The sequence below is a fragment of the Rossellomorea oryzaecorticis genome (assembly GCF_045897515.1).
Taxonomy (GTDB): Bacteria; Bacillota; Bacilli; order Bacillales; family Bacillaceae_B; genus Rossellomorea; species Rossellomorea enclensis.
Map to the genome: position 1 here is coordinate 38,432 of NZ_JBJOSA010000011.1, position 23,467 is coordinate 61,898.

Below are 23,467 nucleotides of genomic sequence, written 5' to 3' on the forward strand. Positions count from 1 at the left end.
TAACAGTATCCCGGATCTTTTACTTTTGGGGGCTATGGTGAACTGTCGCGTTTTTTCATTGGTGTTGGGTTACAATAGAAACGAAAGAGGAAGGAGGAGGGAACTTCATGAATCCTGAAGATCGTTTTAAAAAAGCCGAATTTGCAGCCATGATCGGTATTGTGGGGAATATACTTCTTGCCATCATCAAATGGTGGGCGGGAGTGGCAGGCAACAGCCGGGCCCTGATCGCGGATGCCGTTCATTCTGCTTCAGATGTAGCGGGATCACTGGCGGTTTATATCGGTCTGCGCGCTGCCAAGCAGCCTCCGGACAGGGACCATCCTTATGGGCACGGGAAAGCGGAATCGATTGCAGCAATCATTGTGGCTGTTTTATTATTTCTGGTCGGCATCGAAATCGGAAAGTCGTCGATTGAATCTTTTTTTCACCCCTTATCACCACCGGGGATGATTGCGATATATGCCGTCATCTTTTCCATCATTGTGAAAGAAGCAATGTTTCAATATAAATATCGATTGGGTAAAAGGTTAAAGAGTGATGCTTTGATCGTGAATGCACACGAGCACCGTTCAGATGTATTCTCGTCCATTGCTGCACTTATAGGGATCGCAGCTTCCATTCTTGGAGGAAAACTCGGTATCCCGTGGCTGGTTTACGCCGATCCGGTGGCAGGGTTGTTTGTAGCACTTCTTGTGCTGAAAATGGCTTGGCATCTTGGAAAGGAATCCATACATAATACACTGGATCATGTCCTTCATGAAGAAGATATCGTTCCGTTCAGAAAGATTGTGGAAACTGTGCCGGAAGTCAAGGAAATTAACGAGCTCCATGCAAGGGAACACGGCCACTATGTCATCATCGATCTGAAAATCAGCGTCGATCCTTTCATGACAGTGGAAGAGGGACATCGTGTAGGAAAAGCCGTAAAGAAAAAGCTTCTGGAAGAATCGAATGTAAATGACGTATTTGTTCACATCAATCCATATAATCCAACAGAAGGGGATTCAGTGGATTCGGTGGATTTAATGTAGGGGAGGAATCAGGATGAAGTTTCAATGGACATTACTCTTGGGCATCATATTTGCGCTGATCGTGGCGGTATTTGCAGTCATCAATGTCGATCCGGTGACGGTCAATTATTTATTCGGCCAGGCTGAATGGCCGCTTATCCTGGTCATACTGGGCTCTGTGCTGATGGGAGGCATCATCATAGGTTCCGTCGGTCTATTTCGGTTGTATGTCGTGCAGCGTAAAGTCAAAACATTGGAAAAAGAGAACCTTATCTTAAAAGAACAAGCAGAAAATGGAAATGCAAAAAAGAAGGAAGAAACTTCCTTGAAGAAACAGGCTCCTGATTCAATCGGGGAAACAGGGGAATGACAAAAGCCAGCGGCAGCCGCCGCTGGTTTTTGTTTTGCTTTCCAAAGGGCGGGTGATTGAACAACCTCCTTCAATTTTGTATAATTAGTAAGGCTGAGGAGTGAACGTATGTTAAATTCTAAAACACGCTGGAAGATTGCAGAATCTGACCAGGACAAGATAGAGGAATTTCAAAGAGAATTAAAAATACCATCGCTTGTTGCGAAATTATTACTTAACCGGGACTTGACGACAGTGGAAGAAGCTCGGGATTTTTTATTTGATTCAGGTGACGGGTTCCATGACCCGTTTTTATTCAATGATATGAAAAAAACGGTCGACCGGATTCAACGGGCAGTAAATGATGGCGAAAGAATCCTTGTTTACGGGGATTATGATGCCGATGGAGTAAGCAGTACATCTGTCATGATGACGGTTCTGCGTGATATCGGGGCCGAGGTGGAATTCTATATCCCGAACCGCTTCAGTGAAGGATACGGACCGAATGAAGCAGCTTTCCGCTGGGCCGGTGATGAAGGATTCACATTGATCATCACGGTCGATACAGGGATTTCAGCTGTACATGAAGCGCAAATAGCCAAAGAAATCGGCATTGATCTGATCATTACGGATCACCATGAACCAGGACCTGCCCTGCCGGAGGCCTATTCCATCATCCATCCTAAAATCGAGGGTTCGGAATATCCTTTCCAAGAACTGGCAGGGGTGGGCGTCGCCTTTAAACTGGCGCATGCACTCTATGGGGAACTGCCCCACCATCTGCTGGACCTTGCTGCGATCGGCACGATCGCTGACTTAGTGCCGCTGAGAGGGGAAAACAGGGTGCTTGCAAAGCGGGGGATTTCAAAACTCCGCATAACGGAACGTAAAGGGATCAAGGCTTTGTGCAAAGCCGCGAATGCACATCAGCATGAAATGACCGAAGAATCGATCGGTTTCACCATTGCCCCCCGGATCAATGCAGTCGGCCGTTTGGGTGACGCAGATCCTGCAGTGGATCTTATGCTCACAGAAGATGAGGAAGAAGCAAAGGCGCTCGCAGAAGAGGTCGATGCGTTGAACAAGGAAAGACAATCCATTGTCAATACAATGACTCAGGAAGCAATCGAAATGGTGGAATACGATTCCCCCCTCGAAGACAACTCTGTACTCGTAATCGGTAAGGAAGGGTGGAATCCCGGGGTTGTCGGGATCGTGGCGTCAAGGTTGGTGGATAAATTTTATCGCCCTGTCATCGTATTGAGCTATGATTCAGAGAAAGGGCAGGCAAAGGGCTCGGCCCGCAGCATCGCAGGATTTGATTTATTTAACAGTTTATCGAAGTGCCGTGACATCCTCCCTCATTTCGGGGGACATCCGATGGCCGCGGGTATGACGCTTAAACTTGATGATGTACACGACCTTCGCAGCAGACTGAATGAAATTGCACGAAATGAACTGACTGAAGAAGACTTCATTCCTGTCACTGTCATGGATGCTGCTGTGAAAATGGAGGAAATTTCGATTGAATCGATTGAAAAACTCGGTCTTCTGGCTCCGTTTGGGATGCAGAACCCAAAACCTAAATGGGTCATCGAAAATGTTTCCATTGAACACTATAAGAAAATCGGTTCTAATCAAAATCATCTAAAAGTATTGCTCGGAAATGATTCTGCTAAATTGGATGGTGTCGGCTTCGGGCTTGGCGAACTGGCTGACCATATCACTCCATTTTCTGAAGCTTCCATCGTCGGCGAGCTGTCGATCAATGAGTGGAATAATCGAAAAAAACCGCAGATTTTCCTTCATGATATTAAGATAGAAGAGTGGCAGCTTTTTGACGTACGCGGAATCAGGCAGGTTGAAAAATGGGAGAAACAGGTGCCGGCTGAAAATAAAAAAATATTCTGTTTCCATTCCTCCACACTTGAGAAGCTGAATATGAAAGAGCGAGAGGATGTCCTTCTGATCGAAGATGAGGACGCACTCAGCGATATCTCGACAGCGGGTGCCAGTATCGTGTTTCTCGATATGCCATCATCTCAGGACTTCGTGAAGACAATAGTCGGAAAAGGCCGTCCACACCGCATTTACGCCCATTTCTTTCAGGATGAAGACCATTTCTTCAGTACGATGCCGACACGTGAGCATTTCAAATGGTATTATGCATTTCTATCCAAGCGCGGCTCTTTCGATCTGAAGAAGCATGGAGATGATCTTGCCAAGTATAAAGGATGGTCCAAAGAAACAATAGATTTCATGTCGCAGGTGTTTTTTGAATTGAAGTTTGTTACAATAGACAATGGATTTATTTCTCTTAATCCTGTAAAAACCAAGAAAGACTTATCAGAGTCCCCGGCATATCAGAAGAAACAGCAGCAATATGAACTTGAAAATGAGTTGTTATATTCTTCTTACAGTGAGCTGAAGGCTTGGTTTAATGAAAGGATAAAAGAGTCCGTTACATTTGAGGAGGAAGTAGAAGCATGGACTTAAAACAATACGTTACAATTGTTGAAAACTGGCCGAAAGAAGGAATCAAATTCAAAGACATCACCACCCTGATGGACAATGGTAATGCTTATAGATATGCTACAGATCAAATTGTAGAATATGCAAAAGAAAAAGGAATCGACCTGATCGTCGGACCGGAAGCAAGGGGCTTCATCATCGGCTGCCCTGTAGCTTACGCACTCGGCGTAGGTTTTGCACCGGTGCGTAAACCGGGGAAACTGCCTCGTGAAACGATCAAGAAAGAGTACGGGTTGGAATACGGAAAAGATGCACTCACAATCCATAAAGATGCAATCAAACCCGGTCAGCGCGTTCTCATCACAGATGACCTGCTTGCAACCGGCGGCACAATCGAAGCCACCATCAAGCTTGTGGAAGAACTGGGCGGAATCGTCGCAGGCTGTGCATTCCTCATCGAACTCACATACCTGGATGGCCGTGACAAACTAGAAGGATACGAAGTCCTTACATTAATGCAATACTAATCATCTAAAAACTATCGTCACCGTCAATACTATACACATAATCAAAGGGACTGGCATCACAAATGTCAGTTCTTTTTTATATAAGTAAAAGATAGTTTCAAAATTTTAAACCGGAAAGGATAATCCACGTGCCTCCTGTGTGATATATCTAAATAGATTAACTCACATTCCGAGTTAGTGGATCAGGCCTTTATACGGAAAGATAAAATGTGAAAACCCACGAATATCAGAGTGCTAACCGCAGTAGGATTTTTGCCTTCGTGCCGTGTTCTTACCTTCTGTTCCATCAAATAAAAAAGGAGGATAAAGACAAAAGAATATAAGTTACAATCTATTTTTTCAGGATGGAAGTGTGTAAACTTATCCATATTCAAAACCGATTCCAGCGGTTGATTGGAGTGCAAAACGTAGACTCCTGCGGGAAAAGCGTGTTAGGTGAGACCCCGCAGGAGCATCGCGACGAGGAGGCTCACCAACCGCCCGCGGAAAGCGGAGTTTTGCACGGAAATCAATAGCGGTGATGAATGTAATCTAATAAGTCGAGAAACCAAAAAGAGCTTTTCTAATTAAGGTTGCCTAAAAACATAATCAAAATCTGTTTCTTGAAAGTTTCGTTCATATCAGGAGGCTCAAGAGCTACCCGCGGAAAGCGTAGTCTTCCACGGAAATCAAAAGCGGTATTAGAAGAACTTTATATAATTATATTGTTGATTAATATTCGACATAATCCGACAAAAATAGAGGGGATCTGAGAATTTAACCTTAAACCCTTTACAGAACCATGTTTTTTTTTGATAATAGTAACAATCATTAAATTTGAAACAGCACTGAAAATCTTTAAATACAAAGGTGATTTTGATCATGTCCAAAGATCAAGTACTAACCCCTGAACAGGTTATCGATAGAACAAAAGAATATCTGAATGATGAGCACGTGCTAATGGTACAGAAAGCATACGAATTTGCCAAAGAAGCTCATAAGGAACAATACCGCAAATCCGGCGAACCCTATATCATCCATCCCATTCAAGTCGCAGGCATCCTTGCAGACCTTGAGATGGATCCATCGACTGTCGCAGCCGGGTTTCTTCATGATGTGGTTGAGGATACCGACATCTCCCTGGAAGAAATCGAAGAAGCATTCAATGGAGAAGTCGCCATGCTCGTGGACGGGGTTACCAAGCTGGGTAAGATCAAATACAAGTCAAAAGAAGAACAGCAGGCTGAAAATCACCGGAAAATGTTTGTGGCGATGGCCCAGGATATCAGAGTCATCCTGATCAAGCTTGCAGACCGCCTGCATAATATGAGAACGCTGAAGCATCTGCCTCAGGAAAAGCAGAGAAGGATCGCAAATGAGACCCTGGAAATCTTCGCACCCCTTGCCCACCGGCTCGGGATCTCGAAAATAAAATGGGAGCTCGAGGATACGTCGCTGAGATATCTTAACCCGCAGCAATACTACCGGATCGTCAATCTGATGAAGAAAAAGCGTGCCGAGCGTGAAGAATACTTGGATGACGTTGTTAATGAAGTCAAAGACCGGATGGGGGATGTGCAGATCGAAGCGGAAATTTCCGGACGTCCCAAGCATATATACAGCATTTATCGGAAGATGGCCCTTCAGAATAAACAGTTCAATGAAATTTACGATCTGCTTGCCGTCAGGATCGTAGTTGACAGCATAAAGGATTGTTACGCTGTGCTCGGCATCATCCATACATGCTGGAAGCCGATGCCCGGCAGATTCAAGGATTATATCGCCATGCCGAAACCGAATATGTACCAATCCCTTCATACGACTGTAATAGGGCCAAAGGGCGACCCTCTCGAAGTGCAGATCAGAACGCTTGAAATGCATCAGATCGCTGAATACGGTGTAGCTGCCCACTGGGCTTATAAAGAAGGTAAAAATGTGGACGATAAAGTTTCCTTTGAAAAGAAACTTTCGTGGTTCAGGGAAATCCTTGAATTCCAGAATGAATCAGCCAATGCTGAAGAATTCATGGAGTCTCTTAAAATCGACCTTTTTTCTGATATGGTGTTCGTCTTCACTCCTAAAGGAGATGTACTTGAATTACCGTCCGGATCAGTTCCAATCGATTTTTCCTACCGCATTCATTCAGAAATCGGCAACAAGACGATCGGTGCCAAGGTGAACGGGAAGATGGTCACCCTCGACTACAAGCTGAAGACGGGTGACATCGTTGAAATCCTTACCTCCAAACACTCCTATGGCCCGAGTCAGGACTGGCTGAAGCTTGCACAGACATCCCAGGCCAAAAATAAGATCAAGCAATTCTTCAAGAAGCAGCGGAGAGAAGAAAACATTGAAAAAGGCCGGGACCTTGTAGAAAAAGAAATCAAGAATCAGGATTTCGATGTAAAAGAAATATTGACCTCTGAGAATATCAAGCGAGTTTTCGAGAAGTTTAATTTCTCGAATGAAGATGATATGTATGCAGCAGTCGGCTACAACGGTATCACTGCCGCTCAGATTGCCAATCGTCTGACAGAGAAGGACCGCAGGAAACGCGAACAGGAAGATAAACTCGAAGAAACAATGAAGGAATTGAGCGCCCAGCCCCCTAAAAAGAAAAAGGATGCAGGGGTCCAGGTCAAAGGAATCGATAACCTGCTCATCAGATTATCCAGATGCTGCAGCCCGGTACCGGGGGATGAGATCGTCGGCTTCATTACAAAAGGCCGCGGTGTTTCCGTACACAGGGCGGATTGTACAAATGTCCAGACCGAGGAAGTTGAACAGCGCCTCATTCCGGTATCATGGGAAGGCGACGGCCAGGACCGTAAGGAGTACAATGTCGATATCGAGATTTCAGGTTATGACAGAAGGGGTCTCCTGAACGAAGTACTTCAGGTGGTCAATGAAACGAAGACGAATATCACTGCCGTCAGCGGCAGGTCTGACAGAAATAAAATGGCAACTATCAATATGTCCATTTCAATACAGAATATTTCCCATCTTCACAGGGTAGTGGAGAGGATCAAACAAATTTCAGATGTGTATGCTGTACGCAGAATCATGAACTAGGAGGTTTCGAGCATGAAAGTCGTCCTGCAGAGAAGCAAAGAAGCCTCTGTGACTGTCGGCGGAGAAGTGGCCGGGCAGATCGAAAAGGGATTTGTCCTCCTGGTAGGAATCACCCACGGTGATACGGAAGAAGACGCCCGCTATTTAGCAGATAAAATAGTGAATCTGAGGGTGTTCGAGGATGAATCCGGAAAGATGAATCACTCCTTGCTGGATGTTGAGGGGGAGATCCTTTCCATTTCACAATTCACATTATACGGGGACTGCCGTAAAGGCAGAAGGCCGAACTTCATGGAAGCGGCAAAACCCGATCATGCCCTCCCGCTTTATGAATATTTCAACAAAGTGCTGAAAGAAAACGATGTAAAGGTCGAAACCGGGGTTTTCGGTGAAATGATGGATGTAAAGCTGACGAACGACGGCCCCGTCACGCTTATTCTGGAAAGTAAATAAACAAAAAAAGCTGCTTCCCATGCAATTGGGAGGCAGCTTTTTTGCTGTAAATTCAATCAGAAAAATAGTCATTCAAACCATGGTAAATCGCTGTCGCAGCCAGGTCCTGAAAAGATCCGGAAGTCATATTGGCTTCTTCGGCTGGATTGCTTAGGAACCCTAATTCCAATAATACAGCGGCCTGTTTGTTTTCGCGTATGACATGGTAATCGCCGATTCGGACGCCGCGGTCCCTGGAAGGCAGACGGCTTGCCAGGCTTTCATGCACATCATAAGCAAGTTCTTCCTGATAGCCCTTATTATAATAAGTCGTATGACCGGCAATGCTGCCATCATTGATACTGTCAAAATGGATAGAGATGAACGCATCAGCATCATAATAATGGGACAGAGAGACTCGGGAAGGAAGTGACACATATTCATCACTTTTCCTTGTAATGACGACTTCTGCACCCGCTTGATCCAGCTTATCGGCAAGAAGCTTGCCTGTCTTCATCGTTATCAGTTTTTCAAGTGTCCCCCTGGTACCGATCGTCCCGCTGTCACGCCCGCCGTGACCAGGGTCGATCACGATGAGCTTCCCGCTGATCCCTCCGCTTGATTTTCTGGGTGGGGAGGTCTCTTCTCCGCTGGCTGTTCGTAATGAAACGATCCATCCTGCCACAAAAGCAGCGCTGCCATCATCTAATCGGATTTCATACCAGTCACCTGACTTGCCTGTTACAGTGAACGTTTCTCCACTGTCCGCCCGTTTGACTACCCGGGACTGAACATCGGCACTGCTCCTGATATTTGTTCCGTCATGAAGGATGGTCAATTCTTCAAAGTTTCCCTGAGCAGGGGAAGTGGATTCCTTCTTTACACTTTCACCGGTTGCTTCTGCAAACCAGCTGGCTATCCAGCCTGAACTGCCGTCAGCAAACTGGATCTCATACCAATTATTTTTTTCATTCAGGATGGCATATTGCTCACCTTCATTTACCTTGCCTGCGATTTCCCCGTTCAAGGAAGGTTCACTTCTTACGTTCAGGGAGTTTGCGCTGATTGTGGCAAAGGAGTTGGCAGAAGAAGGGGAAACGGACTCCTCTGTTTCATCTGATTCTCCTGTAAGGGTGACATAATCCTCATGGACCCACCCCTCTGCATTGCCGGACTGCACAGACAGCCATCTGCCGTCTGCTTTCGATACTGTCACTTCGTCGCCTTTATTCAGGACTGTGACGACAGAATCGGAAGTGCTCGGCCCTTTGCGTAACCGAAGACCATTCGTATTAACGGTCCCCTGCTGTCCGGGTTCATCCAACGACTCTCCAGTTTCACGGATGACAAGCCAGTTGGCGACCCATCCATCCCCGCTTCCGGTCGTAATCTTGTACCAGTCGCCTTTCGTCTCGACAATGCTGAACTCTTGATTCCTATGTACTTGAGTCAAGACTGGATAACTGAGGCCGGGCCCTGTACGGACATTAAGCGTCGCAGTCCCGATTGATACCTCTCCTCCAACTGCTTGAACTTCTGCTGGCAGCTGGATGGGGATTGTCAATAATAAAACAAGGATGATTGCTGTAATTCTTTTAATTTTTTTCACCGCCTTCTGTTGATTTTCCTTACTCACTTTTTATCGGAGTCTGCAAAGGAACTTTTATTGCACCCCGATAAAAAAATGCCATTACCGTTTTAATACGATAAAAAAATTAAAATTCCTTCAAAGCGAAAGAAAATTGGGTATTTGGAAATGATAGTAGATATGAATAGGTGAAAGGATGGTCTGCATGAGGTCGAGTGATAAACATTTTATGAGTTCAAACAGTGAGAACCAGTTATTCGGTTTGGATTTTCATCATTTTGTAGAACGGGAGAAAGATGCGGTCAATGTCGAACTTGCATCTGAATTCGGGCTTTCATTGAGGGAAGTTAAGTTATTGAAAAAGAAAATGGAAAGGTCCTGATAAATATTTTTGTTCATCCTCTTGACATGAACTTATGCCATACGTATCATTATAGAAATAAAATAACATTTTATAAAACCGATGATCGAGAATAGTAACTGAGAGAACCACTTGGATAAGAGAGGAAATGCCGCGGCTGAAAGCATTCTGCAAAGTGCCTTAGTGAATGAACACTCGGGAAGGTTTCGCTCTGAACGTCTACTAGTAGGAGATGAACGTACCAGGCGTTAACTGGCTCAAGTGGAGGTCTTTTCAGGCCTCAATTAGGGTGGCACCACGGGATAACAGCTCTCGTCCCTTGTTATTTATGACAAGGGATCGAGGGCTTTTTTTATTTACATAAATTAGTTTGTTCTAAGGAGGAATTCAACGTGTCCATTCAAATACCTAGAGGTACCCAGGATATATTGCCCGGGGATGTGGAGAAGTGGCAGTATGTAGAGGAAACGGCAAAAAAACTATGCCATGCCTATCAATATAAAGAAATCCGCACACCGATCTTTGAATCAAGCGAATTATTTACAAGGGGTGTCGGTGATACAACGGATATCGTTCAGAAGGAAATGTATATGTTTGAAGACAGGGGAGGAAGAAGCCTTGCACTCCGTCCTGAAGGTACGGCATCAGTAGTGAGGTCGTTTGTGGGCAATAAGATGTACGGGAATCCGGGTCAGCCTGTGAAACTGTACTATTCCGGCCCGATGTTCAGGTATGAGCGTCCGCAGGCAGGCCGCTACCGCCAGTTCGTTCAATTCGGTGTCGAAGCACTCGGGAGTGAAGATCCGGCAATCGATGCGGAAGTGCTCTCGCTTGCAATGAGCATCTATAAGGAATTGGGATTGAAACAGTTGAAGCTGGTCATCAACAGTCTAGGGGATTCCGGAAGCAGGAATGCACACAGGGAAGCTCTCATCAACCACTTTAAGCCAAGGATCGATGAATTCTGCGGCGATTGTCAAAACCGTTTGGAGAAAAATCCATTGAGGATATTGGATTGCAAAAAAGACCGTGACCATGAATTGATGGCAACGGCTCCGTCCATCCTCGAATACTTAAATGATGAGTCAAGGGACTATTTTGAAAAAGTCCAGCGTTATCTTAAAGATATGGACGTAGAATTCGAAGTGGATCCAACGCTCGTAAGGGGACTCGACTACTATAATCACACAGCATTCGAAATCATGAGCAATGCGGAGGGCTTCGGGGCGATCACGACGCTTTGCGGAGGCGGACGCTATAACGGTCTTGTCGAAGAAATCGGCGGCCCTGAAACGCCTGGAATCGGTTTTGCATTCAGTATTGAAAGACTGCTTGCAGCACTGGAGGCTGAAGGAGTCGGCCTGCCAATCAATGAGGGAATCGATCTGTTCATCGTTGCGCTTGGCGAAGAAGCCAAGGATTATGCTGTAAAGCTTCTTCACACTGTAAGAAAAGAAGGTATTTCTTCCGAGAAGGATTATCTTGACCGGAAGCTGAAAGCCCAGTTCAAAGCGGCGGACAGAAGCCAGGCCAAATATGTGGCAGTGATCGGCGACGATGAGCTGAAAGAAAATAAAATCAATCTGAAAGACATGACAACCGGGGAGCAGGAAGAAATCGCCCTTGAACAGTTTGTTGAAACGGTTAAAGGAAAATTATCCTAAATAAATGCAGGAATTCATCAAGGAGGAGAACAAAATGTCAAAAAGAACAGCATACTGCGGTGAAATAACAGAAGAATTCATTGGCAAAAAAGTGACAATCAAGGGATGGGTCCAGAAAAGAAGGGACCTCGGCGGATTGATTTTCATTGACCTCAGGGACAGGGAAGGAATCGTACAGGCTGTATTCAATCCAGATCACTCGGCAGAAGCGCTGAATCTTGCCGAGAAGATCCGGAATGAATATGTGCTGAGCATTACCGGTACGGTTGTCGAAAGAGGGGAAGGTACGGTCAACCCCAACCTGAAGACAGGGAAAGTAGAAATCCAGGTTGATAAAGTGGACATCATCAATGAAGCAAAGACGCCTCCATTCATGATTGACGACCAAATGGAAGTGTCCGAAGATGTCCGTCTGAAATACCGTTATATCGACCTTCGCCGTTCTGTCATGGCTGATACATTTAAAATGCGACACAATGTGACGTCTTCTTTCCGCTCATTCTTGAACGACAATGGATTCCTGGATGTCGAAACGCCGATCTTGACAAAGAGCACTCCAGAAGGGGCACGTGATTATTTGGTGCCGAGCCGCGTGCATCCCGGTGAATTCTACGCGCTGCCGCAATCCCCTCAGATTTTCAAGCAGCTGCTGATGGTTTCAGGCTTTGACCGTTATTATCAGATTGCACGCTGTTTCCGTGATGAGGATCTCCGCGCAGACCGCCAGCCGGAATTCACCCAGATCGATATGGAAATGAGCTTCATGGACAAAGAGGAAATCATGGCGCTTGTCGAAGATATGATGAAAAAGCTCATGAATGATGCTAAGGGCTTGACGGTCGAAACACCGTTCCCGCGCATGACTTACGATGATGCCATGAATCGTTATGGTTCGGATAAACCTGATACCCGCTTTGCGATGGAGCTTGTCGACGTGTCTGAAATCGTGAAGGATTCAGGATTCAAAGTCTTCTCTGGAGCAGTCGGTTCAGGCGGTCAGGTGAAACTGATTAATGTCAAAGGGGCTGCTTCAAAGTATTCCCGTAAAGATATTGACGGATTGACTGAATTCGTTGCACGTTATGGAGCGAAGGGACTTGCCTGGCTGAAGGTTGAGGAGGAAGGTTTGAAAGGGCCAATTTCAAAATTCGTTTCAGAAGAAGATGCATCCCAAATCTCTGCTGCTTCGGAGGCTGAAACGGGTGACCTGCTTCTATTCGTGGCAGATAAAAAATCTGTTGTAGCAGATGCATTGGGAGCCCTTCGCTTGAAATTAGGAAAAGAACTTGAATTGATTGATGAGAGTAAATTCAATTTCCTTTGGGTGACAGACTGGCCGCTTCTTGAATTCGATGAGGAAGAAAATCGTTACTATGCAGCGCATCACCCGTTTACGATGCCTGTGCGCGAAGACCTTGAAAAATTCGATTCAAATCCTGCCGATGTCCGTGCAGAAGCATATGACCTTGTGTTGAATGGATATGAACTCGGGGGAGGATCCCTGCGTATCTACGAACGCGACATCCAGGAGAAGATGTTCAAAGTACTTGGATTCTCAAAAGAAGAAGCCCAGGAGCAGTTCGGATTCTTGTTGGAAGCATTTGAATACGGGACGCCTCCTCACGGCGGGATCGCACTCGGCCTCGATCGTCTGGTCATGCTACTTGCAGGACGCACCAACTTGCGCGATACCATCGCCTTCCCTAAGACGGCAAGCGCAAGCTGCATGCTGACGGAAGCGCCGGGCGGAGTCAGTGAAGCTCAATTGAAGGAACTATCATTATCACTTGATTTGAAGAATGAGTAAAAGTTCCTAAGGGCCATTCATTGAAAATTCAAACTTCTTATGATATGATTTAAACAATCAAACGAGTCCTGATGTGTACGACGTTAACCCTGATAGTTTTGACCGAACAATTAAAACTTTGGGAGCTTGTCGTTTCTGTTACGCGTTCATGCCTCTTTCAGTGGACTTACAACTAACAGAGCAAAGCACCCACCTGCCGAGAGCGGGTTCAAAACGAAGGAATCGCAGCGACGGCACAATTGGGACTCGTTTACTTCAATTGAAATGAAACATTATTTGATATAAAACCAGGCTGAAGCATTGCCTGGTTTTTTTATGTGCCCAATTGAAAGAGAAAGGTAATAATGAGAATGATGGCGGTATAGTTAGGATAGATGGGGATTTATAGTACATTCGACTTTTTAAGTTGACTCCAGCGGTTGATTGGAGTGCAAGACGAAGACTCCTATCAGAAAAGCGGAAGGGCTTTGAAGAGAGGCGTGTGGCATAAGACGAATCGGCCGTGAAGGCTCTTGGTCGGTTTGGCTTATGACATGTGCCTCTAAGCCCTGTAGCTGGACAGTTACCTTGGAATTAGTTTAGAGGCTCACGGGCTGCCCGCGGAAAGCGAAGTCTTGCACGGAAATCAAAAGCGGAAATAGAAGACAAAGCTCAGAAAAGTTTTCAAGTTGATTTTCCCCCTGCTATCCTTTATTCTAATTCAGTATAAACCTAGTCGAATACTTATAACGGAGTTGATCGAATGCTACACCAGTTTTCCAGAAATGAACTAGCGATCGGAAAGGAAGGACTCGATATCCTCAAGAACAGCACCGTTGCCGTTCTTGGAATCGGCGGAGTGGGCTCTTTTGCAGCAGAAGCATTGGCGCGTTCCGGTGTCGGCCGCCTCGTGCTCGTGGATAAAGACGATGTTGATATCACAAATGTAAACCGCCAGATTCATGCACTCCTTTCAACTGTAGGAAAGCCAAAAGCCGATCTCATGCGCGATCGCATCAAAGATATTAACCCGGAATGTGAAGTCATCTCATTGAAGATGTTCTATACAGAAGAAACATATGAAGAGTTCTTCAGCCATGGCTTGGACTTTGTGATTGATTCTTCCGATACGATCGTATACAAAATCCATCTTATGAAAGAATGCTTGAAAAGGGATATTCCGTTAATTTCAAGTATGGGTGCGGCAAATAAAACAGATCCGACCCGCTTCCAGATTGCCGATATCAGTAAAACGCATACGGACCCGATTGCGAAAGTCGTTCGTACACGTTTGAAGAAAGAAGGAATCAAAAAGGGTGTGCCTGTCGTATTCTCTGATGAAAGTCCGATTGTCATCCGTGAAGACATACGGAAGGAAGTCGGGAAAGACGATGCCAAGATCAGGAAGGCACAGATGCCGCCTTCTTCAAATGCTTTTGTTCCATCTGTGGCAGGATTGATCCAGGCAAGTTACGTTGTGAATCAGCTATTGAAAGATATCGAAATCAAACGAGTGAAAGATAAATAAGAGAAAAGAAGTTTGGACAAAATTAAAATCCAATGTATTAAGACGAACATTTTAGAGTGAACTATAAACAACGCTAATGATTTCCGTGCAAGACTACGCTTTCCGCGGGTGACCCGTGAGTCTCCAGACAGATTCCCGAGGGATTAACTGTCCAGCTACAGGGCTTAGAGACACATGTCATAAGCCAAACCGTCCAAGAAGGCAAAAACCCGCCTTCGTGGCCGATTCGTCTTATGCCACACGTTTCTCTTCAAAGCCCTTCCGCTTTCCTGATAGGAGTCTTCGTCTTGCACTCCAATCAACCGCTGAATGAGCTATGCCATAAAAGTACAATGAACAAATTAAAAACCCGAACTAATTTGCCTCATCGCATTCAAATTAGTTCGGGTTTTTAATTTGTCTAAATCACTTTTGTCCATGTAGGAGCTTCAATGGATGACGGGTTTGGATGAAGCCTCATTGTAATGCTCCGCTTCTTTAAGGATTGAGAGCAGCTGCTGCAGCTTCTTTTGTTTTTTCAGGAGACTCTCATATCTGACCTTCAACTCTTTCTGAGCATAAAGGAGCTCCTTCTTTTCTTTCTGCAGCCTATCATTTTCCCCGGCTAGGGAATCAGGCTGCTGTATGTTTTTCAGGCATTGGATACAATCCTGCAGGGTAAGGGGAGAATCGTCTGTTACCGGTGCTTTCTTTTTCCTGATTGAATAATAGTGATGCGAACAAGTCGCCGTGGTGCGGTTTATTTTTGCAGCGACTTCCTGGAACGCCGCTTTCTTTGCAAGTCCCTTTCCCAAAAAAGAATCCACTGTTTCAATTAACAGTTTTTCCTCGGAATCTGTCCAGCCTCTCCTTGAAGAATTCATGATATTCCTCCCTGTATATGCTTTTTTATAGCTTTACACAACCCATAAAATTAATGAACCCATTTTATGTAAAAGGGATTGACTTTCAAATGTGTCATAGTGTACTATCTAACTAGAACACTAAAAACACTTTAGGGAGAGTCGGATATGAGCGCATTTAAAGGACTTCTTTGGAAGGATTTTAAAACATCGAAAATATGGTTTTACGGCTGGATCGCCATTATCTTATTCATTTATGCATTGGGGCTGATACTTGGCAGGGTGACAGGCGAACCGACTGTTGTGGTTGTGTTTGTCATTATGCTCGGGATTTTCCATCTTGCCGTCATGCCGGTCATTTTATTCTCGATGCTTAGAGTGGAAGGAAAGACTCAGCTTTGGCTGCACAGTCCGCAAAGCGGTTTTAAACTGATCCTTCCCAAATTGATCATTGCTTTCATTTATTCAATCGCTTCTTTTTTACTGGTTGATATTCTGGGGGTCATCAGCCTTGCAGGCCTGCCGGATACAGTGAACTTCTTTTCCTATTGGCCATTTAAAGAAGGGATCTTATTCAATCTTGGGATCACAGCTGCAGCTATTAATTTTTCCATCTGGATATTCTTCTTTTGGACATTTTATTACGCACTCGGTAAATTCCCGGCCATCAAAAACATAAGATGGCTGTTCATATTGGGGTTTATCATTATCTATCAAAGCATAACAGCGATGTTGATGAGCTTCGGGTGGGTGCAAAAGCTTTTTGAAGCGTGGACAATCGATGTACCTGCAGGCTTTGCTTTTTCAGTAGGGCAGAAAAATGCCGATGCCGGGTTTTACAGTGAAATCATCCCGTTTCCAATCCTTCCCTTCGCGTTTGAAGGGCTTGTCATGGTCACTTTGTTCATCATTTCCTGCTGGTTATTAGACCGTAAAGTCGAGGTGTAAGGTATGACAGAAGAATATACAGCATCAAAGCCGATATACGTGCAAATAGCAGACCGCATCATCCGGGAAATCGTCAGAAAAGAGTTGCATCCGGGAGATAAGCTTCCCTCCGTCAGGGAGATGGCGATTCAGTCAGGGGTAAATCCGAATACCATTCAAAGAACGTACAGTGAATTAGAAAGGATGGACATTGTGGAGACAAGGAGAGGACAGGGGACGTTTGTGACGGAAAACGAGGAGATTCTATCGGTGCTGAACGAGAAAGTTCAAAAAGAAGTGGTGGAGCAATTCATCCGCAATATGAAAGAACTCGGTCTATCACAGAAGCAAATGATCGAAAGCCTTGAAAAGTATGGGGAGGGGGAATAGACGTGATTCGGTTTCAAGAGGTGACAAAAAAATATGGTCATGGGACGGCACTTGAAAACACCACCCTTCAGTTTGAGAAAGGGAAAATATACGGATTGCTGGGTCCTAACGGCAGTGGTAAATCAACCACTCTGAAGATGATAGCGGGTCTTGTGATTCCGACCAGCGGAATCGTAACCGTGAGCGGAGGGGCAGTAACCAGGAAGATTGCGGATAAAGTCGCTTATTTGACAGAGCTTGATATGTTCTACGAAGCGTTCACCGTTGATGGAATGATCTCCTTCTATGCTTCTCAGTTCAAAGATTTTGATAGGAAGAAAGCATATGAGCTGTCAGATTTCATGGATCTAGATAAAAATAAAAAAATTAAACATTTATCAAAGGGAAATCGTGGAAGATTGAAACTTATCCTGACCCTGTCCCGTAATACAGATGTGCTTCTACTGGATGAACCGTTTTCGGGCCTTGATCCGATGGTCAGGGATTCGATCGTGAAGAGTCTCATCTCATACATCGACTTTGGCAATCAGACGGTCATCATCGCCACGCATGAGATCGATGAAATCGAAGCGATCCTCGATGAAGCCTATATCATCCACAATGGCAGGATCGAAGGTCATTGCGACGTGGAGAAGCTGAGGGAAGAAGAAGGATTATCAGTGCTGCAATGGTTGAAAAAAACGACTGCTGAAGGGAGTAGAGAAGAATGAATACGATTGTGAAGTTACAAAACGTTTCAAAAGTTATTAAGGGAAAAAAGATCATAGATGACCTTTCTTTTGATGTGTATGAGGGAGAAGTTTTTGGATTCCTGGGACCGAATGGAGCCGGGAAAACAACCACAATCAGAATGATTGTAGGACTCATGAGCATATCGCAGGGGGATGTTCTGATCTCCGGTAAAAGCATCAAGAAGGACTTCGAAGGGGCAATTTCATCTGTAGGGGCCATCGTAGAGAATCCGGAACTTTATAAGTTCATGTCAGGATACAAAAATCTGCAGCATTTCGCGCGGATGCAGAAAGGGATAACGGAAGAAAGAATCAAGGAAGTGGTTGAACTGGTCGGCTTGACCGATCGGATCCAAGATAAAGTCAAGACATATTCCCTTGGGATGAGACAGCGGCTCGGCCTCGCGCAGTGCCTGCTTCACAGACCAAAAATCCTGATACTGGATGAACCGACGAATGGATTGGATCCTGCCGGTATCCGTGAAATCCGGGCCTATATCCGGAAGCTGGCACAGGAAGAAGGCATGGCTGTCATCGTATCCAGTCATCTCCTCTCCGAAATGGAGATGATGTGTGACCGCATCGGGATCATTCAAAAAGGAAAGCTTGTGGACGTGCAGACAGTGCGGGATTTTGTGGACGGGAAGGAACTTGTCTATCAGTTTGAAGTGAATGATGAAGAAAAGGCACGATCGGTCATGAAGACCTTTAATCCTTCACTTGTGTTCGAAATGAAAAACAAGAAACTGCAAACGGGGATCACAAAGGAACAGGTGCCTCAGCTGGTCAAGGCATTCGTTGAACACGGCGTAGAAATATACAGCGTCATGCAGGTAGCGAAGTCACTAGAGGACAGATTCCTTGAAATCACGAATGAGAAGGGAGAAGTCTTGCATGCTTAATTTGATCAAGAACGAATGGATGAAAATCTTCAAGCGGGTCGGCACCTGGGTCATGCTCGGTATATTGATTTTGATAATCGGGGTGGTCGGAGCATTCACGAAATATGAAGATTCAAAAGTGAAAGAAACGGATAACTGGAAGCAGGAGCTCACCGCCCAGGTGGAAGGTGATAAGCAGGTTCTATCCGAAAACGGCATGGATAATTACAGCAAAGGTATGTTCGAAAAAAATATTGCCATCAACGAGTATAGAATCAAAAACGATATTGAACCCAATACAAAAGAAACGGTTTGGACATTTGTTGAAACAAATGGATTCGCAGTGACGCTCGTCGGACTGTTTGCAATCATCGTTGCCGCGGGCATTGTGGCAAGTGAATTCTCCTGGGGAACAATCAAGCTGTTGTTGATCCGCCCTATCTCACGGACAAAGATATTACTCTCAAAATATATTACGGTCATCCTGTACGGAGTGACGATGCTGGCTATTCTTTTCGCCGTCTCCTTCCTGATCGGTTTGATCCTGTTCGGAGGCACGGGCCAATCGGTTCATCTGGCGTATATCGACGGGGAAGTAGTCGAGCAGAATATGGTTGGTTACTTAATTAAGACATATCTTCTGAAATCGATTGATGTAACAATGATGGCAACGATGGCTTTCATGATTTCGACAGTATTCAGAAGTTCTTCCCTTGCCATCGGTCTATCACTATTCCTGTTATTCATGGGATCTAATGCGACAGGGTTATTGGCAATGAAATTCGACTGGGCGAAATACAGCCTGTTCGCCAACACCGATTTGACCCAATACACCGGTTTCAGTCAGCCGATGGTAAAGGGGATGACGATGGGCTTCTCGATCACTATGCTGCTGATCTATTTTGCCATTTTCCAGCTCCTTGCATTCCTTGTGTTCAGGAAGCGGGATGTGGCAGCCTAGTAAGGAATATCTCTGAAGGCAGCCCGACAGTTTTTCAACAATTTTACTGTAAAAAGACGGTCTCCATGAGGACCGTCTTTTATTATGAGTACTTATAAAGTTCAGAGAAATTCAGTCTTGTTGTCTGATTAAGCAGATATGCAGATTTAGTCGCGTTTACCTTTCTCAGGGTATTGAGTGCTTCAATCATCTTATCATGTGTGACGATCCCGATGCCATGCCCGAAATATTGGTCAGGCCCCAGGTAAACGGCGTTTTCACCCATCCAGATGGGATCTCCGTAATCCGGATTATAAAAGTAATGTACATCTCCAGGTATGTTGTCTACTCCTTCATATGTCTCCATGTGCATGGCATCATTGTAATTATGTCCCCAAATGAGCATGGGAGAATAAAGACGGTCGAAATATTCAGGCCGTATCGTATCAAGGATGGATTTATAGTAAAGCAGGACAACTGTAGTCACACATTCGAAACTGTACAAATACGGATTTTCGAATACGTCCCTGATTGCAGCTGATGGCCGCTTGCCCGGCCGCAGGCGGTACCCGCTCATGGTTTTGATCCAGTAGTAAGGATTGAAGGATGATGACGCAAAGGCAGAAAACGTCGCAGCACTGTTGTTCAGCCATCTGCTGTTTTCTATGATTCGGTCCCTCATCTTCACTTCGAAAGAAAGTTCTTTAAGGTCATTGTATTCATAGCGTATTTTGCTTTTTTCAAGGGCATTCAGAATCAGTGGTGCTGAAGCGGGCAGCCCTTTCAGATTGGTTGTGGAAGAGCCGTCTTTCAGAATGATCATCGGCATGACCTCCGCGGACTTTTTATCAGTGTATGTGACATCAGCCCGATGGTGTCAAAAGAGCCAGACCCCATAAAAAGGTCTGGCTCACATTCACTATTTCATCTGTTTATTGATTTTCTCGTAAACGCCTGCGATGGCCTGCTCGAATTTTCCGGTCGATTTAGGGGTATAGTAGCGTGCGTTTTTCAACCGGTCCGGCAGGTAGGTCTGCGGGACCCATCCTGAATCATAGTCATGAGGATATTTATATTCGATTCCTCTTCCCAGTTCACTGGCCCCTTTATAGTGGGCGTCTTTCAGATGATCCGGGACTTCCCCGCTTTTCCCTTTACGGATATCAGAAAGAGCCCCGTCGATTGCAAGAATGGCGGAATTCGATTTCGGCGACAGGCAGAGTTCGATGATGGCATTGGCCAGCGGGATCCGTGCTTCCGGAAATCCGATTTTTTCAGCCGTTTCGACAGCCGCAAGCGTCCTGGTCCCTGCTGATGGATTGGCAAGGCCGATATCCTCATAGGCAATGACGAGCAGCCGGCGGGCGATGCTCGGCAGATCGCCGGCTTCGACGAGTCTTCCTAAATAATGGAGTGCGGCATTCACATCGCTTCCCCGTATCGATTTCTGAAAAGCGCTTAATACGTCATAATGCGCATCGCCGTCTTTATCATGGGAAAAGCTTTTCTTCTGAAGGCATTCCTCTGCGATGCCGACGTCGATGTGAATCACACCGTCCGTGTCGGGAGAAGTGGATAAGACCGAAAGTTCAAGTGCGTTCAGCGAACTTCTTACATCTCCGTTGCTGCTGCTTGCGAAATGATGGACGGCTTCGTCTGATATTTCCAGGGAGTAATCCCCAAGGCCCCGCTCCTTATCCTCAACCGCCCTGTATATAGCTGTTTTCATTTCGTCTACCGAGAGCGGCTTCAATTCAAAAATCTGGCATCTGCTTCTGATGGCAGGGTTGATCGCGTGGTATGGATTGCTCGTTGTGGCACCGATCAATGTAATCATCCCATTTTCCAGGTATGGAAGCAGGAAATCCTGTTTTCCTTTATCCAGACGGTGTACCTCATCAAGAAGCAAAATGACTTTCCCTGACATCTTGGCTTCTTCCGCGACGATCTGTATATCTTTTTTATTGTTTGTGACTGCGTTCAATGTTTTGAATCTATATTTAGTGCTTCCGGCAATGGCGCTTGCAATCGAAGTCTTACCGATTCCGGGGGGGCCGTATAATATCATGGAGGAAAGCTGCTTTGCTTTTACCATCCGGTCGATGATCTTTCCTTCTCCCACCAGGTGCTGCTGCCCGATGATCTCTTCGATTGTCCGCGGCCTCATCCTGAAGGCGAGGGGTTTAATAGCCATAACAAATCTCTCCAAACTAGTGTTCTTTCCATCACTTTATCACAGCGCACCCCCATTAGGAAATGATACCGCCCGGACGCACATATAATTGATACTTTTCACAGTGAATGAACGGATATGCTATAATAACAAAGGTTACTGATAAAAATAATAAGATATATCTAATAGAATTTAGACTAGTGATTATAAGAATTTAAGAGGTGCAGGAATAATGAAGATATCTACTAAGGGCCGGTATGGCTTGACGATTATGATTGAGTTGGCTAAGCGTCATGGGGAGGGGCCGACTTCCCTGAAAACAATTGCACAGCAGCATGAGCTTTCGGAACATTATCTTGAGCAGCTGGTGGCACCGCTCAGGAACAGCGGACTTGTGCGAAGCATCCGCGGGGCTTATGGAGGGTATGTCCTCGGACATGAACCATCCGAAATCACGGCAGGGGATATCATCCGTATCCTCGAAGGGCCGATCAGCCCTGTTGAAGGAATAGAAGACGAAGAGCCTGCTAAACGTGAATTATGGATCCGTATCCGTGATGCAGTTAAAGATGTATTGGATAATACGACAATCGAAGATTTAGCCAGTCACTCGGATGACGGCGAATCCGACGCATACATGTTTTATATCTAGGAGGTGCCTGAAGATGGAAAGAATATACATGGACCATGCCGCTACGTCCCCGATGCATGCAGAAGTCATAGAAGAAATGACGGCTGTCATGAAAGAGACATTCGGTAACCCGTCAAGCATCCATTCTTTTGGCCGTTCGGCCCGTCATCTTGTGGATCAGGCACGGACGAAAATCGCAAGGAGCTTGAAGGCGGATTATAATGAAATCATTTTTACAAGCGGCGGAACCGAGGCTGATAATTTAGCCATCACAGGTACGGTACATGCCAACGCATCCAGAGGGAAGCATATTATCACCACTCAAATTGAACATCATGCGGTCCTTCATACATGCAGGCATTTAGAAGAACAAGGATTCGAGGTTACGTATCTCCCGGTTGATGAATCAGGCAGGATTTCATTGGGAGATCTGGAACATGCCCTCCGGCAGGATACGATCCTGGTGACGGTCATGTATGGAAATAACGAGGTTGGAACCATTCAGCCCATCAGGGAAATCGGGCAGCTCCTGAAAGATCATGATGCCTACTTCCATACCGATGCAGTGCAGGCATTCGGCTTGATGGATATCGATGTAAACGAACTTGGCGTCGATATGCTGTCGGTTTCAGGACACAAAATCAACGGACCTAAAGGAGTCGGTTTCCTTTACTGCGGTCAAAACGTGAATCTCCAGCCCGGTACATTCGGTGGCGAGCAGGAACGTAAGAGGCGTGCAGGTACGGAAAACGTACCGGCGATAGCAGGACTGGGAAAAGCCGTGGAACTCGCCCAGCAGAGCTTGGACGAGAAGAGTGCTATGTATGAAGGTTTCAAGGAATTGTTCCGTAAGACATTGATGGAAAAAAATGTTGAATTCGATGAGAACAGTTCTCTTGAGCATGGATTACCGCATGTGCTAAACTTAAGCTTTCCCGGAACGGATGTTGAATCGATGCTGATGAATCTGGATATGGCCGGCATTGCCGTATCGAGCGGTTCAGCGTGTACGGCAGGGTCGATTGAACCTTCCCACGTATTGGTTGCCATGTTCGGAAATGAATCCGGAAGGACGAGGGATTCAATCCGTTTCAGTTTTGGCCTCGGGAATACAGAAGCACAGATTGAGCAGGCTGCAATTGAAGTTGCCAAGGTGGTTGGACGATTGGTGTCCTGATTCC

21 protein-coding genes, 1 other RNA gene and 1 other annotated feature are annotated in these 23,467 nt (G+C 45.5%); of the genes, 18 read left to right on the forward strand and 4 right to left on the reverse strand.

Annotated elements, in window-relative coordinates; translation table 11 throughout:
• Nucleotides 1-107 precede the first annotated feature (107 nt).
• The 6 genes from ACKA06_RS13540 (at nt 108) to dtd (ending at nt 7,865) form a co-directional block, all read left to right on the forward strand.
• Complete coding sequence (locus ACKA06_RS13540; protein ID WP_032087518.1) at nt 108-1,034, forward strand: cation diffusion facilitator family transporter; 927 nt, start codon at nt 108-110, stop codon at nt 1,032-1,034.
• 13 nt (nt 1,035-1,047) lie between these two features.
• Nucleotides 1,048-1,383 carry a LapA family protein gene (locus ACKA06_RS13545; RefSeq protein WP_214871890.1) on the forward strand — a complete coding sequence of 112 codons (336 nt, stop codon included), beginning with the start codon at nt 1,048-1,050 and terminating at the stop codon, nt 1,381-1,383.
• 108 nt (nt 1,384-1,491) lie between these two features.
• Nucleotides 1,492-3,858, forward strand: coding sequence for a single-stranded-DNA-specific exonuclease RecJ (gene recJ / locus ACKA06_RS13550; protein WP_411159897.1), 2,367 nt, complete (start codon nt 1,492-1,494; stop codon nt 3,856-3,858).
• Nucleotides 3,849-4,361: an adenine phosphoribosyltransferase gene (locus ACKA06_RS13555; protein ID WP_214871888.1), complete on the forward strand. Its 513-nt coding sequence runs from the start codon at nt 3,849-3,851 to the stop codon at nt 4,359-4,361. Before recJ ends, ACKA06_RS13555 begins: the two co-directional genes overlap by 10 nt.
• 861 nt (nt 4,362-5,222) lie before the next feature.
• Nucleotides 5,223-7,412 (forward strand): RelA/SpoT family protein, encoded by a 2,190-nt coding sequence (locus ACKA06_RS13560; RefSeq protein WP_032087523.1) that lies wholly within the window; start codon nt 5,223-5,225, stop codon nt 7,410-7,412.
• Nucleotides 7,413-7,424: 12 nt separating this feature from the next.
• A complete protein-coding gene (gene dtd / locus ACKA06_RS13565) occupies nt 7,425-7,865 on the forward strand; it encodes a D-aminoacyl-tRNA deacylase (protein ID WP_032087524.1) in 441 nt (146 codons plus the stop codon).
• Nucleotides 7,866-7,917: 52 nt separating this feature from the next.
• On the opposite strand, the gene ACKA06_RS13570 is transcribed toward dtd, so the two are convergent.
• A complete protein-coding gene (locus tag ACKA06_RS13570) occupies nt 7,918-9,453 on the reverse strand; it encodes an SH3 domain-containing protein (protein WP_411159898.1) in 1,536 nt (511 codons plus the stop codon).
• A 184-nt stretch (nt 9,454-9,637) separates the two neighbouring features.
• On the opposite strand from ACKA06_RS13570, the gene ACKA06_RS13575 reads away from it, so the two are divergent.
• From ACKA06_RS13575 to ACKA06_RS13595, 5 genes are all read left to right on the forward strand, one after another.
• Nucleotides 9,638-9,814, forward strand: a complete 177-nt coding sequence (locus tag ACKA06_RS13575) for an RNA polymerase subunit sigma-70 (RefSeq protein ID WP_411159899.1) — start codon at nt 9,638-9,640, stop codon at nt 9,812-9,814.
• A gap of 72 nt (nt 9,815-9,886) precedes the next feature.
• Nucleotides 9,887-10,116 (forward strand) — a binding site (T-box leader).
• A gap of 69 nt (nt 10,117-10,185) precedes the next feature.
• The gene (hisS, locus tag ACKA06_RS13580; RefSeq protein WP_032087526.1) at nt 10,186-11,457 is read left to right on the forward strand and encodes a histidine--tRNA ligase; all 1,272 of its coding nucleotides are present in this window, start codon (nt 10,186-10,188) and stop codon (nt 11,455-11,457) included.
• Between the two features lie 34 nt (nt 11,458-11,491).
• Nucleotides 11,492-13,264 (forward strand): aspartate--tRNA ligase, encoded by a 1,773-nt coding sequence (gene aspS / locus ACKA06_RS13585; protein ID WP_064564360.1) that lies wholly within the window; start codon nt 11,492-11,494, stop codon nt 13,262-13,264.
• Nucleotides 13,265-13,326: 62 nt separating this feature from the next.
• Nucleotides 13,327-13,514, forward strand: a non-coding RNA gene (gene ssrS / locus ACKA06_RS13590) — 6S RNA.
• A gap of 492 nt (nt 13,515-14,006) precedes the next feature.
• Entirely contained in the window at nt 14,007-14,771 is a 765-nt protein-coding gene (locus ACKA06_RS13595; RefSeq protein WP_032087528.1) for a tRNA threonylcarbamoyladenosine dehydratase, read from the forward strand.
• 428 nt (nt 14,772-15,199) lie between these two features.
• Here the strand turns inward: ACKA06_RS13595 and ACKA06_RS13600 are convergent, their stop codons facing one another.
• Nucleotides 15,200-15,634, reverse strand: coding sequence for a hypothetical protein (locus ACKA06_RS13600; RefSeq protein WP_214871883.1), 435 nt, complete (start codon nt 15,632-15,634; stop codon nt 15,200-15,202).
• A 147-nt stretch (nt 15,635-15,781) separates the two neighbouring features.
• On the opposite strand from ACKA06_RS13600, the gene ACKA06_RS13605 reads away from it, so the two are divergent.
• Genes ACKA06_RS13605 through ACKA06_RS13625 form a run of 5 tightly spaced genes read left to right on the forward strand, consistent with a single transcriptional unit; the run spans nt 15,782 to nt 19,503 of the window.
• Nucleotides 15,782-16,561: a hypothetical protein gene (locus tag ACKA06_RS13605; RefSeq protein WP_058297857.1), complete on the forward strand. Its 780-nt coding sequence runs from the start codon at nt 15,782-15,784 to the stop codon at nt 16,559-16,561.
• A 3-nt stretch (nt 16,562-16,564) separates the two neighbouring features.
• Nucleotides 16,565-16,930: a GntR family transcriptional regulator gene (locus ACKA06_RS13610; protein ID WP_032087531.1), complete on the forward strand. Its 366-nt coding sequence runs from the start codon at nt 16,565-16,567 to the stop codon at nt 16,928-16,930.
• A 2-nt stretch (nt 16,931-16,932) separates the two neighbouring features.
• Complete coding sequence (locus ACKA06_RS13615; protein WP_411159900.1) at nt 16,933-17,640, forward strand: ABC transporter ATP-binding protein; 708 nt, start codon at nt 16,933-16,935, stop codon at nt 17,638-17,640.
• On the forward strand, nt 17,637-18,563 hold the full coding sequence (locus ACKA06_RS13620) for an ABC transporter ATP-binding protein (RefSeq protein WP_032087533.1): 927 nt from the start codon (nt 17,637-17,639) through the stop codon (nt 18,561-18,563). Before ACKA06_RS13615 ends, ACKA06_RS13620 begins: the two co-directional genes overlap by 4 nt.
• On the forward strand, nt 18,556-19,503 hold the full coding sequence (locus tag ACKA06_RS13625) for an ABC transporter permease (protein ID WP_032087534.1): 948 nt from the start codon (nt 18,556-18,558) through the stop codon (nt 19,501-19,503). Before ACKA06_RS13620 ends, ACKA06_RS13625 begins: the two co-directional genes overlap by 8 nt.
• 82 nt (nt 19,504-19,585) lie before the next feature.
• Here the strand turns inward: ACKA06_RS13625 and ACKA06_RS13630 are convergent, their stop codons facing one another.
• Both ACKA06_RS13630 and ACKA06_RS13635 read right to left on the reverse strand, forming a co-directional pair.
• Nucleotides 19,586-20,305, reverse strand: coding sequence for a hypothetical protein (locus tag ACKA06_RS13630; RefSeq protein WP_058297854.1), 720 nt, complete (start codon nt 20,303-20,305; stop codon nt 19,586-19,588).
• 96 nt (nt 20,306-20,401) lie between these two features.
• Nucleotides 20,402-21,676, reverse strand: coding sequence for a replication-associated recombination protein A (locus ACKA06_RS13635; protein WP_032087535.1), 1,275 nt, complete (start codon nt 21,674-21,676; stop codon nt 20,402-20,404).
• Nucleotides 21,677-21,887: 211 nt separating this feature from the next.
• Between ACKA06_RS13635 and cymR the strand changes: the two genes are divergently transcribed.
• Complete coding sequence (cymR, locus tag ACKA06_RS13640; protein ID WP_032087536.1) at nt 21,888-22,307, forward strand: cysteine metabolism transcriptional regulator CymR; 420 nt, start codon at nt 21,888-21,890, stop codon at nt 22,305-22,307.
• Between the two features lie 13 nt (nt 22,308-22,320).
• Nucleotides 22,321-23,463: a cysteine desulfurase family protein gene (locus tag ACKA06_RS13645; protein WP_411159901.1), complete on the forward strand. Its 1,143-nt coding sequence runs from the start codon at nt 22,321-22,323 to the stop codon at nt 23,461-23,463.
• Nucleotides 23,464-23,467: the final 4 nt, after the last annotated feature.

What these genes read in the sequence shown, in the direction of transcription:
- dtd (WP_032087524.1), top strand. Translation starts at nt 7,425, where the DNA reads ATGAAAGTCGTCCTGCAGAGAAGCAAAGAAGCCTCTGTGACTGTCGGC.
- ACKA06_RS13620 (WP_032087533.1), top strand. Translation starts at nt 17,637, where the DNA reads ATGAATACGATTGTGAAGTTACAAAACGTTTCAAAAGTTATTAAGGGA.
- ACKA06_RS13610 (WP_032087531.1), top strand. Translation starts at nt 16,565, where the DNA reads ATGACAGAAGAATATACAGCATCAAAGCCGATATACGTGCAAATAGCA.
- ACKA06_RS13600 (WP_214871883.1), bottom strand. Translation starts at nt 15,634, where the DNA reads ATGAATTCTTCAAGGAGAGGCTGGACAGATTCCGAGGAAAAACTGTTA.
- ACKA06_RS13625 (WP_032087534.1), top strand. Translation starts at nt 18,556, where the DNA reads ATGCTTAATTTGATCAAGAACGAATGGATGAAAATCTTCAAGCGGGTC.
- ACKA06_RS13575 (WP_411159899.1), top strand. Translation starts at nt 9,638, where the DNA reads ATGAGGTCGAGTGATAAACATTTTATGAGTTCAAACAGTGAGAACCAG.
- recJ (WP_411159897.1), top strand. Translation starts at nt 1,492, where the DNA reads ATGTTAAATTCTAAAACACGCTGGAAGATTGCAGAATCTGACCAGGAC.
- aspS (WP_064564360.1), top strand. Translation starts at nt 11,492, where the DNA reads ATGTCAAAAAGAACAGCATACTGCGGTGAAATAACAGAAGAATTCATT.
- ACKA06_RS13645 (WP_411159901.1), top strand. Translation starts at nt 22,321, where the DNA reads ATGGAAAGAATATACATGGACCATGCCGCTACGTCCCCGATGCATGCA.
- ACKA06_RS13595 (WP_032087528.1), top strand. Translation starts at nt 14,007, where the DNA reads ATGCTACACCAGTTTTCCAGAAATGAACTAGCGATCGGAAAGGAAGGA.
- ACKA06_RS13630 (WP_058297854.1), bottom strand. Translation starts at nt 20,305, where the DNA reads ATGATCATTCTGAAAGACGGCTCTTCCACAACCAATCTGAAAGGGCTG.
- ACKA06_RS13635 (WP_032087535.1), bottom strand. Translation starts at nt 21,676, where the DNA reads ATGGCTATTAAACCCCTCGCCTTCAGGATGAGGCCGCGGACAATCGAA.
- ACKA06_RS13545 (WP_214871890.1), top strand. Translation starts at nt 1,048, where the DNA reads ATGAAGTTTCAATGGACATTACTCTTGGGCATCATATTTGCGCTGATC.
- ACKA06_RS13555 (WP_214871888.1), top strand. Translation starts at nt 3,849, where the DNA reads ATGGACTTAAAACAATACGTTACAATTGTTGAAAACTGGCCGAAAGAA.
- ACKA06_RS13540 (WP_032087518.1), top strand. Translation starts at nt 108, where the DNA reads ATGAATCCTGAAGATCGTTTTAAAAAAGCCGAATTTGCAGCCATGATC.
- ACKA06_RS13560 (WP_032087523.1), top strand. Translation starts at nt 5,223, where the DNA reads ATGTCCAAAGATCAAGTACTAACCCCTGAACAGGTTATCGATAGAACA.
- ACKA06_RS13605 (WP_058297857.1), top strand. Translation starts at nt 15,782, where the DNA reads ATGAGCGCATTTAAAGGACTTCTTTGGAAGGATTTTAAAACATCGAAA.
- cymR (WP_032087536.1), top strand. Translation starts at nt 21,888, where the DNA reads ATGAAGATATCTACTAAGGGCCGGTATGGCTTGACGATTATGATTGAG.